Genomic DNA, 18,622 nt, shown 5'->3' with positions numbered 1-18,622 from the left:
CGCTGCGCTCGGTGGCCTGTACGGCAGTACGACGGCGGGCATCGGGGCCGCCTCGGCGGCCGCAGGCGGATCAGAGGCGGCCGCAGCGGGCGCCGGATTGACGGGCGCGGCGGCGTCAATGGGCTGGGTGCCCGTGGTCGGCTGGATTCTGGCCGGCATGGCGACAGCCAACAAGCTGTATGCGAACGGCTGGGACCCGAACAACGGCTCGATCGACAACGTCGGAAAGATCGTCGGCAACAGTTCGCTGATCGCGAACAAGACGCTCACCAGCATCGGCATCAGCCCGAGCATCGCGAACCTGCTGTCGGGTGCCTCGATCATGTCGGCGCTGTTCGGCCGCAAGAATCCGAAGGTCACCAGCGCGGGCGTCGAGGGCATGATCACCGTCGACGGTGGGTTCCAGGGGCAGGATTATGCCGACTGGACCGCGAAGGGCGGGGTGTTCCGCAGCGATGCGAACGGCACGGTACACAGTGCCGCGACGCAGCAGCAGGTCGACCTGATCAACGGCACGGTGCAGAGCACGGTGGCGACGATCAAGGACCTGTCGAACGCGATCGGCGGGGATGACGGGCTGCAGGGCAAGCTGTCGCAGTTCCAGTACAGCATCCGCAACGACTGGCAGAACCAGGACAACGTCACCAAGTCGCTGACGGACCTGTCCAACAGTCTGGTGAGTGCCGTCTATCCGCTGCAGCAGTACCAGCAGTCGGGCGAGACGCTCGCGCAGACGGCCACGCGCCTGACGACCGTGTTCAACGCGACCAATGGTCTCGCCGACATGCTCGGCAAGACGATGACGGATGCGTTCGGCGCGGTCGGGCTCGCGAGCGCGAACGTGCGCCTGAATCTGGTGGCCGCGGCGGGCGGGATCGACAGCTTCAACAGCGAGGTGTCGGCCTACTTTCAGGCGTACTACTCGAGCGGCGAGCAGCTGTCCGAAGCGCAGAAGCAGATGCAGCGCTCGTTCGAAAGCCTCGGGCTGGAAGTGCCGAAGTCGAAGGACGCCTTCCGCGCGCTGGTGAGCTCGCTCGACCTGACGACCACGTCGGGCCAGGCGACGTTTGCCGCGCTGATGGCGATCGCGCCCGCGTTCGACCAGATGACTCAGGCCGCGCAGCAGGCAGCCGACGCGCAGCAGTCGCTGTGGAACAACTATTTCGGCGCGATCTATTCGTCCGGCCAGCAGAGCGCGATGAGCATGCGGCAGCTGCAGGACCAGTTCACGGCGCTCGGCGTTGCGATGCCGAAGACCACGGCCGGGTTTCAGGCGCTGGTCGAGAACATGGACACGTCCGACCCGAAGGTCAAGGCGCTGCAGAACTCGCTGCTCGCGCTGGCGCCCGCGTTCGGCCAGGTGATGACGGCGGCCGATCAGGCGCGGCAGCAGGCGCTCGGTGATGTGCAGACGGCGTACACCAATCAGGTGCAGGCGATCCAGTCGAACATCGACTCGATCAACCAGTTCATTGATTCGCTGACCAGCCTGAAGCAGTCGCTCAAGCTTGGCGATCTGTCGACGCTGTCGCCGCAGGACAAGTATCTCGCCGAAAAGAAGCTGTTCAACGAGACGTCGGCGAAGGCGGCGGCCGGCGACAAGGATGCGCAGAGCCAGCTGCCGCAGGTCGCGCAGGACTTCCTCAATGCGTCGAGGGCATACAACGCCAGCAGTCAGGCGTATGTGGATGACTTCAACGCGGTGCAGTCGGCGCTCGACAGCAATATCGCGACGGCGCAGGCGCAGCTGAGTGCGGCGCAGCAGCAGCTCGCCGCGACGAACCAGATGGTGCAGGGGATTCTCGACCTGAACCAGACGGCGCAGTCGCTGGCGGATGCGTTGAGTGCGTACTTTGCGGCAGGCGGCACGCGCAGCGCGGCCGGCGGTGGCGGCGGTGGTGTGGGTGTCCCGGCCGGATCGGGGATGACGCGCGATCAGGTGCTGGCGACGGCTGACCCGATCACCGGGCTGATCCCGTACAGCGACGCCAATCCGTACGGTCCGATGGGCGGCATCACGGGTGCCCAGTGGGACGCAGCGAACGCGGCGGGCGCGTCCGCCGCGTTCCTTGCTGCCAACCCGTGGATCGCAGAGCTGGCTGCCCAGCATGCAATGAACGGCTCGCACGCGGGCGGTCTCGACAGCGTGCCGTTTGATGGCTACCGCGCCGAACTCCACAAGGGTGAGGCGGTGGTGACGTCGGCGAACAACCAGAAGCTGTCGCAGCTGCTGAACATCGACTGGTCGCAGTACGGCCGTGGCAGCAACGCCGCGCTGGTGGCCGAGATCCAGGCGCTGCGTGATGAGGTGGCGCAGCTGCGCGGCACGGTTCAGACGGTCGGCGTCGCGCAGCTGCAGCAGGCCGAGCAGCAGCACGCCGAGAACCGGGCCGACATGAGCCGGCAGACACGGCACCTGCAGACGGTCGGCGACAACACGGCAAGGATGGCCCGATGACCATTGCGATTGATGTGACGGGCTACCGGCTGTCAGACGGTACGTTGCAGACCCTGCGTTTTTCCGACGACGGGTTTGTGACGCTGCCGTCCGACACGCCGGCCAATGCCTGGTACGAGCCGCGCCTGAGTGCGCCGCCGCACTTCGCGCGCTCGCTGTTCAGTTCCGCGCAGGCCAGTTTCGGCGCCGCGCAAAACACGCCGGGCGAGATCGTGCTGGAGAACAGCGACGGCGGCGTCGACTACCTGCTGACCGACTACGCGTTCGACGGGCGCGCGTTCACGATGCGCGTCGGCTCGCTTGGCACGCCGTTCGCCCAGTGGGCGGTCACGGCCTCGGGCACGCTGAGCGACGTGAAGGTCAGCGACCCGACGACGGTCAGTCTGGTGGTCGACGACCGCCAGAAAAAGCTCGCGCTCACGCAGCCGCGGCCGACCTATGGCGGCACCAACGTGCTGCCGGCAGGCATCGACGGCACGGCCAACGACCTGAAAGGGCAGTACAAGCCGCGCGTCTACGGGCAGGTGATGAACATCGCGCCGAAGTGCGTGAATACATCGGCCCTGATCTATCAGGCGTCGGACCAGCCGAACTGCGCGATCACGGCCGTCTACGACAACGGCGTCGTGCTGACGAAGGATGCCGACTATCCGGACCTCGCGACGCTGCAGTCGACGGCGCCCACGGCGGGTCACGTGCGCTGTTTCCAGGGGTATCTGCGCCTGGGCTCCAGCCCGGCTTCACAGGTGACGTGCGATGCGACGAGCGGCGTCAGCAGCGCGGCGAGCTGCTGCAGCAGATCGCGCTCGACGCGGGCCTGACGGCGGCCGACATCAGTGCGGCCGACGTGACGGCGCTCAATGCGCTGACGGCGGCGCCGTGCGGCATCTGGGCCGACGGCGAGGTGACCAGCCTGTCGCTGATGGATGCGATCGCGGGCAGCATCGGCGCGTTCTATGCGTTCGACCGCTTCGGCGTGCTGCGCATGGGGCGCGTGAGTGCGCCGGCGGGGCCGCCCGCCGTGACCTTCGATGACGTCGTGATCCAGGCGCTGAGCATCGCGGAGGCGGGTATCCCGGTCTGGCAGGTGACGCTCAACTACGCGAAAAACTGGACCGTGCAGAGCCAGCCAGCGGGCAGCGTGAGCGTCGACCGGCGCACATGGCTGTCGCAGGACACCCGCAGCCAGGTCGCGAAGGATGCAACGGTACAGACGGCGTGGCCGTCCGCGACCGACCAGACCTTCGATACGGTGCTGGTCAATGCGGCGGACGCGACGGCCGAGGCGAGCCGGCGGCTCGCGCTGCTCAGCCGCCGGATGCTGATGAGCATCGACATCGACCTGTCGCAGCTGGGCACGCTCGACCTCGGCAGTGTGGTCGGCTTCGCGTATCCGCGCTATGGCCTGTCGTCGAAACTGATGACGGTCGTCGGCGTCGATGCGGGCGCCGATACGCACCTTGCAACACTCACGCTATGGGGGTGACGTGGCAAACGTCCTACTGGCATTTCCAAACCTGACGGACGGCTCGACCCTCTCGGGTGGCGGCTGGCAGGTGCCGCTCACAAACCTGCAGGACCGGCGGATCGCGCGCGTCGCGCGCACGACCGACTGCACGGCGGGCAACACACAGTTCACGGCCGACTTCGGCAAGGACCGCAAGCTGCAGGTCGTTGCGATCGTCAGCCACAACATGAGCACGCAGGGGCAGTGGCGGGTGCTGATGGGTGACGATCCGGCCTTCGCCACGACCAAATACGACTCGGGCTGGATGATCGCCTGGCCCGTGCTCTACCCGTACGGCGCGCTCGAATGGGAAGACGACAACTGGTGGGAGCGCACGATCGCGGAAGACGATCGCGCGGGCTACCCGGGCATCCTGATCAACCTGCTGCCGTCGATCGTGCTCGCGCGCTATGTAAAGGTCATGTTTAGCGATGCGGCCAATCCGGCGGGCTATCTGCAGTTCGGGCGCCTGTTCCTGTCGCCGGGCTGGCAGCCCGCCACCAACATGAGCTACGGCGCGACGCTCGGCTGGGAGACGGACACGGCCGTGAAGCGCTCGCTCGGCGGCACGCCGTATTTCGACCACAAGGCGCCACGCCGCGTCGAAAAGTTTTCGCTCGACCTGCTGAGCGACGTCGAGGCAAAAACGCAGGTCTTCGAGATGCAGCGCAAGCTCGGCACCGATGGCGAACTGCTCGTCGCATGGGACCCGGGCGACGCCATGAACCTGATGCGGCAGTCGTTCGTCGGCCGCCTTCGCACGCTGAATCCGATCACGGCAGCGCTCTGGAACATCAACAGCAACGCCTTTGAAATTGAGGAAACGTCCTGATGACGAACTCGGTAACTTTCCCGGCCAATGTGGGCGGCGACGGCTCGACCGTCACCGACGACAGCAACGCGACCACGGGTCTCGCCAACGGCGGATTCCGCACGCGCCTGCTACCGATGTTCACGCAGATCATCGCCATTGCGAACTTCGTGCTCGGCCGGGCCAATGCGGCCGCGACGAGCGCGACCAATGCCGCGACCTCGGAAACGAACGCGGCGACCAGCGCGGCGACTGCACTGAATGCGCCTGGCACGAGCGCGACGTCAGTCACGTCGCTGACCATTGGTACCGGCAACCAGTCGCTGACCGTACAGGCCAACAAGCTGTTTGTTGTTGGCATGACCGTTAGCATCGCGAGCACCGCGTCGCCGACGAACGCGATGTACGGCATCGTCACGAGCTATAACAGCGGAACTGGCGCGCTTGGTATAAACGTGTCGTCGGTTTCAGGTAATGGAACCTTCGCCGCGTGGAGCGTGGCGCTGTCGGGTGCGGTCGGTGCTGCCGGACCGATCCTTCCGTACATTCATGTGCGCGAGCAGCAGGTCAGTGGACAGAGCGCCGGGGGTTCGGTTGCCGGGACGCAGACACGCGTTCTCAATACGGTAGTGGCAAACACGATTTCCGGCGCATCGTTGGCGTCGAATCAGATTACCCTCCCTGCGGGCAGTTACCGAGTTCAGGCGAGCGCGCCGTGCCTCCCGCCGTCCACCGCATCGACCGAGTTCCATCAGGCTTCGATTTACAACGTAACGGGCGCAACAACGCTGGCAATCGGGACCAGTGAAGCTCCTTCAACGGCGGGTGTGGCGGGATCGCCTCCGCAAACCCGGTCATTCATCACTGGATCGTTCACGCTGGCCGTTGCATCCACGATCCAGGTGAACCACTACATCAGCACGGCAAACGCCTCAGCCGGTCTCGGTAGAGCAGCGGGCGCTGGTGTGGGCGAAGTCTTCACCGTAGTCGAAATTACCAAGGTGGCCTGATGCGATACCTCACATTCAATGGCAACGGCCCGTTCACGGGTGCGTTCATCCAGGATCTCCTGCCCGAGCACGAAGGGCATTACATCGAGGTCGACGAAGCGACGTATCTCGACTGGGTTAACCTGAGCTATCAGGACGGCGAAATTGTGCCCACGCCGGCCCCGAGTGCTGCGCAAAGTCTCGATGAGGCGAAGGCCGCACAGAAGGCCATCGTGTCGCAGGCGTGCCAGGACGCGATACTCGCCGGCTTCGCATCCTCGGCACTCGGCGCGACGCACCACTATCCGGCCAAATTTACCGACCAGCAGAACCTGAACGCGTCGGTCGTCGCGTCGCTGCTGCCGGGGCTCGCAGCCGACTGGACCACGCCGTTCTGGTGCGCCGATGCCGACGGCACGTGGGCCTGGCTGCCGCACACGGCGGCGCAGATCCAGCAGGCCGGGCGCGACGGCAAGGCGGCGATCCTCGCGTGCCTGACGCGCAACCAGCAGCTCGCCGATGCGATCGACGCGGCCACGACACCCGATGCCGTGCAAGCCATTGTGTGGGGTAACCCATGAGCCGACTGAAACTGCTGCTGCTCTGGCTGCTGTGCACGCTCGCGTCGCCCGTCCTGTGCATCGCGATGCTGTGTCAGGCGGCATTCGGTTCGACCGAGCGCGCGCTGTCGATGGCCGTCGCGCAGGACGAGTGCGGTAACGCGCTGTTCGGCGGTGCGCGCGGCGAAACGATCTCGACGCGCACCGGCAATGCGCTGGTCGAGGGCAAGCGCTGGGCGAAGATCGTCGCGCCGTGCATCGACTTCCTGATGATGCAGAAAGGTCATTGCCTCGCGAACGCCACCGTAACGACCGTGCCGCACTGAAATCCTGTAAAGCCTCACCTGTGCAACCAGCCGCCCTCGGGCGGCTTTTTCTTTTGTGGGAGTCGAATGGATCTCAACATTCTGAACGGCTGGCTGATCATGTTCGCGGGCGGTGCCGGCATCGTGCTGTGGTGGCTGTTCCGCATGCTTCACGCGCGCGTCGCGGCCGCCGAGCGGAAACAGGCCGAGTTCGAACTGTACTGCGCGAAGGAATACGTCACGGCGAATTCGATGCGCCAGACGTTCGACACGCTCAGCGATGCGATCAAGGCGGTCTTTGCCAAGCTGGAGCGCATCGAGGACAAGCTCGACCTGAAGGCCGACAAACCATGACGATCACGCCTGCACTTCTGATCGCCGCATGCGGCGCGTCGGCGGCCAACGCGGCGCGCTTCGTGACTCCCTTGCAAGGCGCCTGCGATCGCTTTGCGGTGAATACACCGCAGCGCCTCGCCGCGTTTCTCTCGCAAGTGGGCCACGAGTCGGCGGGTCTCTCGGCGGCGGCCGAGTCGTTCAATTACAGCGTCGCCGGGCTGGCGGCAACGTTTCGCCGGATGACGCCGCCGCTGGCGTCGATCCTCGGCCGGCAGCCCGGCGAGAAGGCCGTGCCGGCCGAGCGGCAGCAGCGCATCGCCAGCATCGTCTATGCGAACCAGTACGGCAACGGCGAGGCGGTGACGGGCGACGGCTGGCGCTATCGCGGCTCGGGCCTGATCCAGCTGACCTTTCACGACAACTTCGCGGCCTGCGGGCGCTATCTGGGCCTCGACCTCACGGGCGAGCCTGAGCGTGTGCGCACCGATCCGGCGATCGCCGCGCTGGTGGCCGGGTGGTTCTGGTCGGCGAACGGCTGCAACGCGCTGGCCGATACGGGTGCGTTCGATGCCATCACGCGGCGCATCAACCGCGCGATGGCGGGCAAGGCGCACCGCGACGAGCTGTACGCCGCGGCGAAGCACGCGCTCGGCATCTGACCCGGCATCTGACCTTCAACCCTTCACGACAAAGCCGCCTCGCGCGGCTTTTTTTACGCCCATGCCCACCACACACACAGTCGCCCACGAACACGAGCAGACCCAGACGCTGCACATCCAGATCTTCTATCCCGATCATCCGCCGCGCACCGAGTCGGCGCTGTTTCGGAAAACGAAGCATCACCTGATTCACGTGCTCGACACGCCGTGCTGGGTGTGCGGCACGAAGGAACACCGCGAGGTGCACCACTGGCACGCCGAATGGGCCGACAGCGAAGGCATCGACTGGGACAAGATGCGCGCGCTGCATCCCGGCTTCGACTGGTCGGCCTACCGGGAGCCCGCCGACTTCATCGACAGCGAGTACAACATGCGCATCCTGTGCATGAAGCATCACCGCGGCATCAACCACGGCATCCACATGGTCCCGCTACCGATGTGGGAAATGCAGCGCATCCAGCGCGCCGATTTCGTGTTCAGCGAGGACGAAGCGAAATGAAACGACTGGCCCAGCTCATTACCGGCGACGACAACGCGACGCTCGAGCCCGCGTACTTCTGGGGTGCCGTCGTCATCCTGACCGGCCTCGGTCTCGAAGTGTTCAGCGTCGTGACGGGCAAACCGTTCGACCTGCAGGCGTACGGCATCGGCGCATCGGCGCTGCTCGCCGGTCTCGGCGTGTCCGCGAAACTTGGCAAATAGGGAGGCACAGATGCCCGTACTTTTCGCACTCGGCGTGCGCTGCGTCGCCGCCCACTGGCGAGCGGCGCTCGTCGCGCTGTTCATGTTCGCGCTCGGCTGGCATGTCGGCGCCGCGCGCGTGACGGCGCAATGGTCGACAGAGAAGGCCGCGACTGCGGAGAAGCAAACGAAGGCGCTAGCGACCGCGCTCGCCAACCAGCACGCGGCCGAACAGAAGGTCGCCGCCATTGACCAGCAGTTCAACGACGAGGTATCGAAACATGCGAATGATGTTCTGGCTTATCGCGCCCAGCTTGCTGCTGGCACTGACCGGCTGTCAGTCCACGTTGCCCGTTGCGTGCCTGCCGCCGCAGAAGGCGCCAGCGCCGCCGGCGGCGCTGATGGTGCCGCCGCCCGCGCAGACCTCGCTCCAGCGGCTGCGGACGGCGTTGCAGCAGTAGCGGGCGACGACCAGCGCGAGATCGACAAGCTCGACGCGCTGCAGGCGTACATTCGCGCGATGCAGGCGCAGGGTTTCATCGCGCGCGCGGAGAGCGGGGGGAAGTAGGTCCGCGGCCGTTACTGGACCTGCTGGGCCGGCTGGAACCGCACGGCACGGCCCCGGCCCGACAGCGCGCCCCAGCTCAGCGGGCTGAAGCCGCTGCGGTTGTACTGCACGAGGATCACGGCATCGGCGCCGAGTTGCGCGGCGCGCTCCTGCAGCTTTTCGTTGACCATCTTCCGGGTCGGGTCGGCATTGAACACGGTCGACTTGCGCACCGTCGCCACCACGTCGCCGATCACCACGTACGGGCGGTCGGTGATGTCGGCCGCCGTGATGGTGACGGCCTCGGGATCGGTCTCCTGGGCGACGGCCGCCCTGTTCACGTGCCGCGCGGAGGTGGTCGACCAGTTCGCGCAGCCCGTCAGCGCCACGATTGATGCCAGCGTGCATACCAGCAGTTTTGCTCTCATTGTTTCCCCGTTTGTCAATGCGGCAGGCGCCGCGCAATTTTCCCTGCGTGCGAGCGAGCCTATATGCCTATTGGGGAAACTGCTGTGATGCTCGTCACTATCAAAATAGTCGCCCGGGTGTCAGAATCGCCGCGCAAAACGGGGAAAACCAATGAAAGCGAAAATTGCCGTATGCCTATGCGTCGCACTTGTGGCGTGCACAACTGTCTCGGAAGTCACGCCCGCGGGGAGTGGCAACTATACGGTCACGACGCAAGTCCGCGGCGGCATGACGCCGTGGGGCGAAATCAAGGCGACGAGCCTGAAACGCGCCGATGAATACTGTCGTGGCCAGGGCAAGGAAATGCAGCAAGTCGACATGCAAACGCATGGCGTTCGCGGCTGGACTCCGCAAGAAGCGGAACTGACATTCCATTGCTCGTCGAGTCAGGCTTCCGCTCAGTAACCGCATTCCATTAGACAATCTTCTCGAACACGCCATGCCGGATGTGGCCGGTCGGCGTCCACTCCAAAAACCGCTAAAAACAGCCCGCAGGTTGTATATTGGTCTTACAGCCTGTAGGCTGTTCGGCTACGTGGCCGGTGCTGTCACTATTTGAGACCTGCCGGCGGATCGGGCATGAAATGCACGGCCACCATACCGATGAGAACAAGCACACAAAGGAATGCGCCGAAATAGCAGATGCGCTCGGTGAGCGTCATCTTGCGTTTCTTGCGCTTCGGCGCGTTCACGTTCCGGCTGAACGAACGCATGCCCTGTTCTTCGATCATCTCCCGCTGCACTTCCTTGCTGAGATCGTCCATTCTTTGTTCTTCTTTTTGTCTGGGGAAAAGCTGAAATCATACCCAGGCTTTGCGCGCCTAGCAGCGCGCGATACATTGACGGCTCTCGTTATCTCCCAAACCCCAACGCAGCCGGTCTGTCGTAGCCAGCGTTCTTTATCTTGATCCAGTCCGTGGATCTGCCACGCGAGTAGGGCGATGTCATACGCTTGGCTACCATGCCTTCGAAGCAGTGATGGCGCACCTGTTCGAACACCCACGCGCCCACGCCCACGATGGCGCTCGAATAGACCAAGGTCGCAGTGTCTTCGAATGTGTCGCGCAGGCACTCCCGTCGATCGACCAGTTTGAGTTCCCGGATGTCCGCGTCGCCCACTGTCAGCAGATCGAACACATAGAGCCGCGCCGGGCTGGCGCGCACAGCAGCGCCGATGCTCTTCGCCGACGTGGTTCGTGCTCGCTGTTGGAGCCGTTCGAATGACGTCGGCCCTTTTCCGTCGCCGATGGCGAGTTCGGTATCCCACGTGAAGTCACCCGGCAGCGAAGAGACTGCCTCGACGACGTCGGGGAAAGACCGGTTGTATGGCTTGCCAGTCCGGCTGATGAGATCGACCTGTCCGCTGTGCTTCCTGACCAAGCACCGGAACCCGTCGTACTTCCACTCGAAGCACCAATCCTTGTCAGAGAATGGGCGAGAGCGAAGCGTCGCATGTATCAGGTCGGACGCTTCAATCATCCTCGTCAGACCGCCTCACCGGAGCGATAAGCGGTTGCGTCGTGTCGATCCCTGCCATCTGAAGCGCGGCGTCGATCACGTCTAGCTCGGGGCTGAAGTCGAGCCGCCACTCTTCGCCCTCGCACCGGATGATGTTGCTGTCGTGAATAACGAGCGTGTACCGGACGAGCAGCAGCGCTTCAACGAGCTTCGCCTCGCGCTTGGCTTGGTCGATAAACGTCTGAGTTTTCATGGCACACCTCCGTCCCGGGACAGCGCACGAAATGCGCCCGATTCGTCAGGCGTGAACGTCGTCCGTGACCGGGATGTCTCGGGCGTTCGGCGCGACCGCGCGGCGAGTGCGGCCGTATGGGCTGACTAGCACTGGTCCCGGTTGTAGATGCAAGTCTAGTGCGCCTTCGAAGCGAGGACCCTTACGTTTCAGGATCTCTACGGACGCGCCGCTCTCCGCTGGCCGCACGGTGACCCTCAGCTCGGCTGGCGACGCGTCGCGCGCCTCGCTCAAATGACGCATGACGAAAAACAGTGCATTGCCGGATCGCGCCGAGAGGTGCAGTCGGCGCAGCGAGTCAGCTCGCGCGTGCTTGAGCCAGAGCATGATGGCCGCGCACGTGCCAGCCTGTAGCGCCTGCTCCGCTGACCAAAGCTGATCGGGGGTGCTCTTTGCGCGGATTAAAACGAGTCGGTCAGGCGACACGCCTGCATAGGCGAAGCCGTGCGCCGATGGGTCGGCTGGTGGATTGATCAGCAGGATCGGGCCTGAAAGTTTCGACAGTACAGGCGTCAGCAGGCGTATCTCTCCGCAGCCGTTGCTCTGCGTCAGGACTTCGATGAGCGAGCCGATTGGCCAACCACCGCCCGGCAGCTCAGCCGACAAGCCCGGATAGCCTGTGTGGATCGCCGAGATGCGGCCGCGCGCGAGCTGCGACGCACGCCAGAGCGAGGGATGGATAGTTTCCGGCGTCAAAGATGAAGTGGCATCCATATTGACCATAGTACTGTATAAATGTACAGTATATACGTCGAAATTTAGCGACAGACAGCCGTTTTTTGTCGATGTAACGACCCTGATTTCGTTAGACCTCAGTTCTAGTCAGCGCTAGAATCACCGTCGCCGTTGTAAGGCCGAATAAGAGGTGCATGGACGTCAGCGAACATGCATGATGAGACGAGACGGGGTAAATTCTGTGTTACCTGCATTTAACGCTTCCATGGTGTTGCCGCCGTTCGTCGGGGATTCCCCCGCACGGCGAGCGGAGGGCTCGCCGTACCAGGCAAGCTTCTGTGAGGTGGCATTGCGGTTCGGCGGGACGGAGGCGCGATGCGCGATCCTTCGTGGCCTTTATACCTATCGTGCCGAGTTGCGAGCAAGCGGGTTTGTTCATGGATTCCAATGGATTGATGGAAGCTTCTCGGAAGACGTCGAAGCATCGCGAGGGCGCCCGCCAGGGGATGTTGATGTGGTTACATTCGCATATCGTCCGGCGCACCTCCAAAACCCGCACGACTTCAATGCATGGTTCCGCAGTAACCTGCACTTGTTCAACCCCGCGGCACTGAAAGCTCGACTTCATTGCGAAGCTTTTTTCATTGATATGCAAAAGGCACCGCACTTGCTAGTTGATGACGTCCGATACTGGTACGGACTGTTCTCGCATCAACGCGAGAGCCTGCTGTGGAAGGGGATGGTGGCCATTCCGCTCGAGTCAAACGACGATGACGCGTTGGTTCTTTTAGGATAGGGGAAACAATGCTCAAAAAGCTGAAGTTGAACGCAGTCGCCGCGGATTTGGCGGCGGTACGGGCGTTGCTCAATTCCCGATCCATTGAAGAGGATCCGATCGGCGTTTATCAATTTGAACAGCGCAAAGAAGAGCTCGAGCGCCAATTGCAAGAGATCAATGAGACGAACGAAGCACACGCCTCCTTGGCGATCTTCTTTGGTGGTGGGCCGGTTCAAGGTTCGCGCGGTATCAATGCCGATTTCGCCGGCGGTGCCCTTGAGGATGTGCAGGAATTGATCAAGAAATGCCTAGCCACTCGCGAACTTGGGGCGTTGGCTGAAAGGGGGCGCGTGCCTCTGCGGGGGAACGCACAACTTCTCGTCACTGACGTCGCACGCGGGTCGTTTGGATTTGTGCTTGAAGAAGCCGGCGGTGAGATGCCGCTCATAGATACTGTGCTGAAGGACGTTGTTGACGAAGTTGCGGAGCTAATCAGCAACATTGCATCGTCCGATGAGCCTGACTTTCAAAGTGCCACAGAATCATTGGATGGACGAATCCTTCTTTCGCTTCGACAGTTCTTTCGCAGGCTGGACGAGAGTGAAGCGACGGTAAGAGTAGTCGAAAAGGACCGTGACTTCTTGCTTGATCGCGGCGCTGTGAACCGTGCGAGAACGCGTACTGAAGCGATTGAAATCGACGAGCGTGGCGAGGAGTTTGAAGGAACGCTCTTTCTTCTGCCCGATTCGAAACGTTTCGAATTGCACACGCAATGGGGCGGCGAATCGACCACTTTAGTTGGACCGGTAAGTCGCGATGTTCTCCGTCAACTCGCCGGGGAGCCTGAACTCGGTGAAGCTCCAATCGATCCGCGCGATGTGCCAAGAACCGCGTGGAGTGTTCGGATAAAGGTGCGAGAAATTCGCGAGCGTGGCCGGGCTCCGAGGACCGCTTATACACTGGTAAAGCTTTTACGGCCCAGTCGAAAGGCTCACTAGGGCGTCAAAAGCGGGAGAAGTTGATGTGCACCAGTTACGAAGCCAACCCGAACGACGCCCGCTGGGACACTTTCAGCCTGTTCCCGCGACCGGAATTCGACTATAAGCCGGAGATCTACAAGGATTATTTCGCGCCGGTCTTTCGTCGCGGCCTAGACGGTTTCGAGACCGTGCCCGCGTCGTTCGGCGTCGTTCCGCGCCGGCACATCCCGCCTGGTGTGAAGGTTTTCGACACGATGAACGCGCGTTCGGAGAGCGTCGAGCAGAAGCGCAGCTTCAGCGGCGCGTGGAAGAACCTGCAGCTCTGCCTGATCCCATGCCAGACGTTCTTCGAGCCCAACTATGAGACGGGGAAAGCAGTGCGCTGGAAGATCGGCATGGCGAATGGAGAGCCGCTCGCGATCGCGGGTCTGTGGCGCCAGTGGAAGGAGGTCGACGGTTCACAGTCGCTCGCCTTCACGATGCTCACCGTCAACTCGGACGAGCATCCGGTCATGAAGCGTTTCCACAAGCCAGGTGACGAAAAGCGCTCGGTCGTGATTGTGCCGCCGACGGAGTACGGGGACTGGCTGTCGTGCAGCTCGGCCGACGAGGCGCGTTCGTTCCTTCAACTTTATCCGGCCGATGCGATGCATGCGGAACCATTTCCTTTGCCGCCGCGTAAGCCCAAAGAGACAGTCAGCGATCAACCACAATTGCTGTGATCGTCAGCTCGTTCTAGCCGCGGATGGCGACTCGCCGTTCGAAAGCTGCTGTTTGGATAGGGCTCTTTCAATGAAGCCGTCGGTAACGCGCTTCGCTTCTTCATGCATGCGCATAAATCGATCGAGCATCATTTTCTCGAAATTGACGTTGTAGCCATCAATCTCTAGTTCCCTCCGCATGGCAGCGAGTACCGGTGCACTGGCGCGCATCACATCAGGTATGCGCGACATCACGTGCCGGGTGTAGTCCGCCGTTAAACCGTTTGCCGTATCCCACAGAGCAGACCTTTCGGCGGCTATCGCGTCGCTGTGACGCATTCGTTCTTCTAAAGCACGCTTTAACGCGTCGAATCGGAGCCTATCGGTGCTTGCCGTTTCGTTAAACGCCGACATTTCCGAGAGTATTCGTTTGATCTCTGTCTGGCATTCCTCATAGAGTCGGTCCTTCCCTTTGATGGACGCTTTCGTTACCTGAATAGGGATTATTCGCTCTGTCGCTTCAACAAACAGTTTAACGTGCTCAGTCATAAGCGTTGCGAACGCATCGGCGGTACTGGCTTCAGTCAGCAGTTGAACCTTCGCTGCGGCCGCCTGGAAGGCCGTCAAGCCTTCGGAGGTATCCATGTTTTCGAACGAAATCCGGTTTACTAGGCCTCCGATATAGGCGTTAGCCTTCGCGAATTCCTCGGCGAACTCCAAATACGCGGCTTTTCGGATGTCGCTGCGTCGTTGTATGGACTTTTCGTGTGCATCGTGCCGAAGCTGGTGCGTCAGACGGTCGGTGTTGCTCTTGTTTGAAAGCCAGACGCCGAAGAATGCGATAGATGAGCCAATTACACCTGACCAGACGACGTCTGGAACCCCGAGGAAACTAGGCATTATGTCTCTCTGAATTCTGTCTAAAACGCCACAAGTGAATTAGGCTGGAAGCCATCTGCGCGTGCATAAAAAATAAGCATGCATTAGACGCTATTTCCGCCGGACCAATAATAATGCGCTTCTTGGACGAGCGAAACCCCGCATGGGGTGCAGGGATGCTGGTCCCGCAGAGTCGCTCTGAATCAGGTTAAATATCGCCATCGATCTCAGAGCACGCCTATGAAACGGAAACTCACCAGCCAGAGTCGCGCACGGTTGCTGTGTCACATGGTCGTATCACAGCTAATCGCATGCGCCAAGACGGGCCAATGGTTACGGACCGATCACTTTGTCGAGTCGCAGCGAATTTGGCTCGCCGGGAACGGCGCGTCAATGGACTGGATCGAAGGCGCGCGTTTGCGGCGTGTCTCTGTCGACCTTGCAGCTTCAATATGGGCAATCGAGCCACTACGAGGCGCTGACGGTCTCGCACTCTTGTTCGATCACGCATGGCAGTTAGATTACCGATCTCCCATAGTGCGTGGCATACACGACGTCTGCGTCGCCCGATTGGCGACTTGGCTCTATGAAGACTAGGCGTGCTACCTGTGTTCAAAACCCTACGTAAGTTCTTGATTTCATTAGGTCGTGACAGGACGTTTTCGCACCTAAAATTCGCCGCAGAAACAGCACGTAAGGGGCTGATTGTTCACTGTTTTTTGCTGTTCTTGGGGCTCTAACACTTCGACACGCGTCGTCAGCTGGTCACGCTGCGCGGGGCGCCCGTGCAGTTGTCGGGCACGCAATACCGGCTGGCGTCGCTGTTCTTCTCGAATATCGGCCGCGTGCTGTCGCGCGATCACATCTTCGCAATGGTGTGGGGCCGCGAATTCCGCGAGGTGACGCGCACGATCGACAGCCATGTGTCGCGCCTGCGTCTGTTGCTGGAGATCGAGTCGCACAACGAGTTCCGTCTGCAGCCCGTGTACAAGAGCGGCTATCGGCTGCTGCATCTGCGTACGAACGACGATATCGCCGTCACGCATGCCGAGGCTGCATGAGCGTTGTTTGACGGGGTGAGCAGTTGGTGCAACGGCGGCTTCGGCCGCCGTTTTCTTTGCTTGCGTTGTTTTGGTGGCGTTTCGCTTGTGTTTCGCTTGCGTTTCGTTCGCGCCGGGTACTCGCGCGGAACGTGAAAGCGCGAGCGAAAACGCTCAAAGCTTCGGCAGTTCCGGCCGCGTTTCGATTGCGCGGCGAATCAGCGATTCAACGGCCTTGCGTTCGTCGCCGGCGAGGGGCAGACGCGGCGGCCGCACCGGTTCCGTCCCCAGACCGACAATCGCTTCCGCGAGCTTGATGTTCTGCACGAGCTTGTGCGACACATCGAGCGCGAGCAGCGGCGCGAACCAGCGGTAGATCGCGCGCGCTTCTTCCAGCCGCCCCGCCTTCAGCAGCTTGTAAATGGCGACGGTCTGGTGCGGGAACGCGCAGACGAGTCCCGCGACCCAGCCGTGCGCGCCCATCAGCATTGCTTCCATCGCCAGATTGTCGACGCCGCACAAAATCGCATAGCGGTCGCCGACCTCGTTGATGAGGTCCGTCACGCGCCGCACGTCGCCGGATGACTCCTTGATCGCGACAATTTTCTTCTCGTCGGCGATGTCGGCGAACATATGCGGCGTCATGTCGACGCCGTACGCGAGCGGGTTGTTGTAGATCATCAGCGGCAGCGGACTCGCGTCGGCGACCATGCGGAAATGGTTCAGCGTCTCGCGGCGGTCCGACAGATAGCGCAGGCCGGGCAGCACCATATAGCCGGACGCGCCGCGCCGGGCGCCCGCTTCGGCCTGGCGGCAGCCGTCGAGCGTGCTGTTCTCGGCGATCGTCAGCAGCACGGGCACGCGGCCGCGCGCGGCTTCGACGGCGATGTCGAGCACTTGCAGCTTTTCGTCAAGAGAGAGCGTCGACGCCTCGCCGAGCGACCCGCACACAATGATCCCGTCGACGCCCGCGTCGATCTGCGCCTCGATGTTCTGGCCCGTCCACGCGCGATCTATGCTGAAATCCGCGTTGAACTTGGTGGTGACTGCGGGCATTACGCCTTCCCAGATATGCGCCACGACTGCTCTCCTGAAAGTGATGAGTCGAGTGCAGTGTAAGCAGGGAATAATCGGATGTCTTGCGTGAATCGCGCGTCCTGCGTGACGATTTCGGCATAGCGGATGTGCGCGGGAAATCCCCTATTTGCCGTGCTTCTGCGCTTTTGTGTGCGTACTGCGCGAGGTGGAATCCCGGCGGGACGTGCGGCGCGCGCCATGTCCGGTCTGGTCGGCGCGCGCTCCCGTCGTCCGATGAAGCACGCCGCTCGACGCCCGCGAAGACCCGCGCAACGGCCTCGGGGACGCACGCCGGGTTATGCCGAAATCGTCACAATCCACGCGCAGCCGCTACAAGACGCGCCGGCGCGGCATTCCTACCATGAGCGGCATGAAAACCTTGAACGTCATCGATTCGCACACGGGCGGCGAGCCGACCCGCCTCGTCGTGTCCGGCGGCCCCGATCTCGGCGGCGGCGCGCTTGCGCAACGGCTCGACGTGTTCCGCACGCAATTCGACGCGTGGCGCGCGGGCATCGTCACCGAGCCGCGCGGCTCCGATGTTGTCGTCGGCGCGCTGCTGTGCGAGCCGGATCACGACGGTTGCGCGGCGGGCGTGATCTTCTTCAACAACGTCGGCTATCTGGGCATGTGCGGGCATGGAACGATTGGCCTTGTCGTGTCGCTCGCGCACATGGGGCGCATCGCGCCCGGGCGGCATCGGATCGACACGTCCGTCGGCATCGTCGAGGCGACGCTCAACGACGATTTCAGCGTGTCGGTGCGCAACGTGCCCGCGTACCGCTATCGCAAGGACGTGAGCGTCGAGCTGCCCGGCTTCGGCGTGCTGAAAGGCGATATCGCGTGGGGCGGCAACTGGTTCTTCCTCGTCGCGGAGCACGGCCGCACGCTGCATCCGTCCAACATCGCCGAGCTGACCGCCTTCAGTTCGGCGATCCGCGATGCACTGATCGCCGCCGGCATCACGGGTGCAAACGGTGCGCTGATCGACCACATCGAGCTGTTCGGTCCGGGTTCGCGCGCTGGCATCGACAGCCGCAGCTTCGTGCTGTGCCCCGGCAATGCATATGATCGCTCGCCATGCGGCACGGGCACGAGCGCGAAGGTCGCGTGCCTCGCCGCCGACGGCAAGCTCGCGCCGGGCAGCGTCTGGCGGCAGGAAAGCATCATCGGCAGCGTGTTCGACGCGAGTTATGCCGAAGGCGGCGCGCACGAAGGCTTTGCGACGGTCATTCCCACTATCACGGGACACGCGCACATCATGGCCGAAAGCCGACTTTGCTTCGACGCGCGCGATCCGTTCGCATGGGGCATCCGCACAGGATGCGGTGCTTCTGATAATCGTGCATCAGCGGCCATTGCACTTCGGGCTGACAGATCTTGTCCTGAAACGTCGCGATCGCGGCGACGGCGATCACGCC

Annotated in this window: 22 protein-coding genes and 3 pseudogenes; 18 read left to right on the top strand and 7 right to left on the bottom strand. The window is 62.6% G+C overall.

Annotated elements, in window-relative coordinates:
- From H3V53_RS38750 to H3V53_RS38695, 12 genes and pseudogenes are all read left to right on the top strand, one after another.
- Positions 1-2,458: pseudogene (locus tag H3V53_RS38750) on the top strand (phage tail length tape measure family protein); the annotation flags it as partial.
- On the top strand, positions 2,455-3,279 hold the full coding sequence (locus H3V53_RS38745; RefSeq protein ID WP_336602356.1) for a hypothetical protein: 825 nt from the start codon (positions 2,455-2,457) through the stop codon (positions 3,277-3,279). The pseudogene H3V53_RS38750 and the gene H3V53_RS38745, both read left to right, overlap by 4 nt.
- Positions 3,210-3,944 carry a hypothetical protein gene (locus H3V53_RS38740; RefSeq protein ID WP_336602355.1) on the top strand — a complete coding sequence of 245 codons (735 nt, stop codon included), beginning with the start codon at positions 3,210-3,212 and terminating at the stop codon, positions 3,942-3,944. The genes H3V53_RS38745 and H3V53_RS38740 overlap by 70 nt, the downstream gene beginning before the upstream one ends.
- 1 nt (position 3,945) lies before the next feature.
- Entirely contained in the window at positions 3,946-4,797 is an 852-nt protein-coding gene (locus H3V53_RS38735; protein ID WP_336602354.1) for a hypothetical protein, read from the top strand.
- Between the two features lie 29 nt (positions 4,798-4,826).
- Positions 4,827-5,786: a hypothetical protein gene (locus H3V53_RS38730; RefSeq protein ID WP_336602353.1), complete on the top strand. Its 960-nt coding sequence runs from the start codon at positions 4,827-4,829 to the stop codon at positions 5,784-5,786.
- A complete protein-coding gene (locus H3V53_RS38725) occupies positions 5,786-6,346 on the top strand; it encodes a DUF4376 domain-containing protein (protein WP_336602352.1) in 561 nt (186 codons plus the stop codon). Before H3V53_RS38730 ends, H3V53_RS38725 begins: the two co-directional genes overlap by 1 nt.
- A complete protein-coding gene (locus tag H3V53_RS38720; protein ID WP_336602351.1) occupies positions 6,343-6,651 on the top strand; it encodes a hypothetical protein in 309 nt (102 codons plus the stop codon). Before H3V53_RS38725 ends, H3V53_RS38720 begins: the two co-directional genes overlap by 4 nt.
- Positions 6,652-6,717: 66 nt before the next feature.
- Entirely contained in the window at positions 6,718-6,984 is a 267-nt protein-coding gene (locus H3V53_RS38715; protein ID WP_336602350.1) for a hypothetical protein, read from the top strand.
- Positions 6,981-7,625, top strand: coding sequence for a glycoside hydrolase family 19 protein (locus tag H3V53_RS38710; protein WP_336602349.1), 645 nt, complete (start codon positions 6,981-6,983; stop codon positions 7,623-7,625). The genes H3V53_RS38715 and H3V53_RS38710 overlap by 4 nt, the downstream gene beginning before the upstream one ends.
- A gap of 61 nt (positions 7,626-7,686) precedes the next feature.
- Positions 7,687-8,124, top strand: coding sequence for a hypothetical protein (locus H3V53_RS38705; RefSeq protein WP_336602348.1), 438 nt, complete (start codon positions 7,687-7,689; stop codon positions 8,122-8,124).
- On the top strand, positions 8,121-8,327 hold the full coding sequence (locus H3V53_RS38700; protein WP_336602347.1) for a hypothetical protein: 207 nt from the start codon (positions 8,121-8,123) through the stop codon (positions 8,325-8,327). The genes H3V53_RS38705 and H3V53_RS38700 overlap by 4 nt, the downstream gene beginning before the upstream one ends.
- Positions 8,328-8,337: 10 nt before the next feature.
- Positions 8,338-8,874, top strand: coding sequence for a lysis system i-spanin subunit Rz (locus tag H3V53_RS38695; RefSeq protein ID WP_336602346.1), 537 nt, complete (start codon positions 8,338-8,340; stop codon positions 8,872-8,874).
- A gap of 11 nt (positions 8,875-8,885) precedes the next feature.
- On the opposite strand, the gene H3V53_RS38690 is transcribed toward H3V53_RS38695, so the two are convergent.
- Positions 8,886-9,281 carry a hypothetical protein gene (locus H3V53_RS38690; protein ID WP_336602345.1) on the bottom strand — a complete coding sequence of 132 codons (396 nt, stop codon included), beginning with the start codon at positions 9,279-9,281 and terminating at the stop codon, positions 8,886-8,888.
- A 151-nt stretch (positions 9,282-9,432) separates the two neighbouring features.
- Between H3V53_RS38690 and H3V53_RS38685 the strand changes: the two genes are divergently transcribed.
- Positions 9,433-9,726: a hypothetical protein gene (locus H3V53_RS38685; protein ID WP_336602344.1), complete on the top strand. Its 294-nt coding sequence runs from the start codon at positions 9,433-9,435 to the stop codon at positions 9,724-9,726.
- Positions 9,727-9,872: 146 nt separating this feature from the next.
- On the opposite strand, the gene H3V53_RS38680 is transcribed toward H3V53_RS38685, so the two are convergent.
- From H3V53_RS38680 to imuA, 4 genes are all read right to left on the bottom strand, one after another.
- A complete protein-coding gene (locus H3V53_RS38680) occupies positions 9,873-10,085 on the bottom strand; it encodes a hypothetical protein (RefSeq protein WP_336602343.1) in 213 nt (70 codons plus the stop codon).
- 88 nt (positions 10,086-10,173) lie between these two features.
- Positions 10,174-10,800 (bottom strand): ATP-dependent DNA ligase, encoded by a 627-nt coding sequence (locus H3V53_RS38675; protein WP_336602342.1) that lies wholly within the window; start codon positions 10,798-10,800, stop codon positions 10,174-10,176.
- Positions 10,793-11,032 carry a hypothetical protein gene (locus tag H3V53_RS38670; RefSeq protein WP_336602341.1) on the bottom strand — a complete coding sequence of 80 codons (240 nt, stop codon included), beginning with the start codon at positions 11,030-11,032 and terminating at the stop codon, positions 10,793-10,795. Before H3V53_RS38670 ends, H3V53_RS38675 begins: the two co-directional genes overlap by 8 nt.
- Before the next feature lie 45 nt (positions 11,033-11,077).
- Positions 11,078-11,785, bottom strand: coding sequence for a translesion DNA synthesis-associated protein ImuA (gene imuA / locus H3V53_RS38665; RefSeq protein ID WP_419539727.1), 708 nt, complete (start codon positions 11,783-11,785; stop codon positions 11,078-11,080).
- 175 nt (positions 11,786-11,960) lie between these two features.
- Here imuA and H3V53_RS38660 point away from each other — a divergent pair, with 175 nt between their 5' ends.
- Genes H3V53_RS38660 through H3V53_RS38650 form a run of 3 tightly spaced genes read left to right on the top strand, consistent with a single transcriptional unit; the run spans position 11,961 to position 14,226 of the window.
- Complete coding sequence (locus tag H3V53_RS38660; RefSeq protein WP_336602339.1) at positions 11,961-12,542, top strand: DUF6932 family protein; 582 nt, start codon at positions 11,961-11,963, stop codon at positions 12,540-12,542.
- A gap of 8 nt (positions 12,543-12,550) precedes the next feature.
- The gene (locus H3V53_RS38655) at positions 12,551-13,522 is read left to right on the top strand and encodes a hypothetical protein (protein WP_336602338.1); all 972 of its coding nucleotides are present in this window, start codon (positions 12,551-12,553) and stop codon (positions 13,520-13,522) included.
- 23 nt (positions 13,523-13,545) lie between these two features.
- Positions 13,546-14,226 (top strand): SOS response-associated peptidase, encoded by a 681-nt coding sequence (locus H3V53_RS38650; protein ID WP_336602337.1) that lies wholly within the window; start codon positions 13,546-13,548, stop codon positions 14,224-14,226.
- 3 nt (positions 14,227-14,229) lie between these two features.
- Here the strand turns inward: H3V53_RS38650 and H3V53_RS38645 are convergent, their stop codons facing one another.
- Positions 14,230-15,105, bottom strand: coding sequence for a hypothetical protein (locus tag H3V53_RS38645; protein ID WP_336602336.1), 876 nt, complete (start codon positions 15,103-15,105; stop codon positions 14,230-14,232).
- A gap of 722 nt (positions 15,106-15,827) precedes the next feature.
- On the opposite strand from H3V53_RS38645, the pseudogene H3V53_RS38640 reads away from it, so the two are divergent.
- Positions 15,828-16,145, top strand: a pseudogene (locus H3V53_RS38640) (winged helix-turn-helix domain-containing protein); the annotation flags it as partial.
- A gap of 153 nt (positions 16,146-16,298) precedes the next feature.
- Here H3V53_RS38640 and H3V53_RS38635 read toward each other — a convergent pair.
- Positions 16,299-17,204, bottom strand: a complete 906-nt coding sequence (locus H3V53_RS38635; protein ID WP_336602335.1) for a dihydrodipicolinate synthase family protein — start codon at positions 17,202-17,204, stop codon at positions 16,299-16,301.
- A gap of 358 nt (positions 17,205-17,562) precedes the next feature.
- On the opposite strand from H3V53_RS38635, the pseudogene H3V53_RS38630 reads away from it, so the two are divergent.
- Positions 17,563-18,522 (top strand): annotated as a pseudogene (locus H3V53_RS38630) (4-hydroxyproline epimerase); the annotation flags it as partial.
- Positions 18,523-18,622 lie beyond the last annotated feature (100 nt).

It is taken from the genome of Paraburkholderia bengalensis, from assembly GCF_037126505.1.
In the GTDB taxonomy this organism is placed as follows: domain Bacteria; phylum Pseudomonadota; class Gammaproteobacteria; order Burkholderiales; family Burkholderiaceae; genus Paraburkholderia; species Paraburkholderia bengalensis.
The sequence above is the reverse complement of the archived record's forward strand: the minus strand, read 5'-3'. Positions and strand labels throughout refer to the sequence as shown.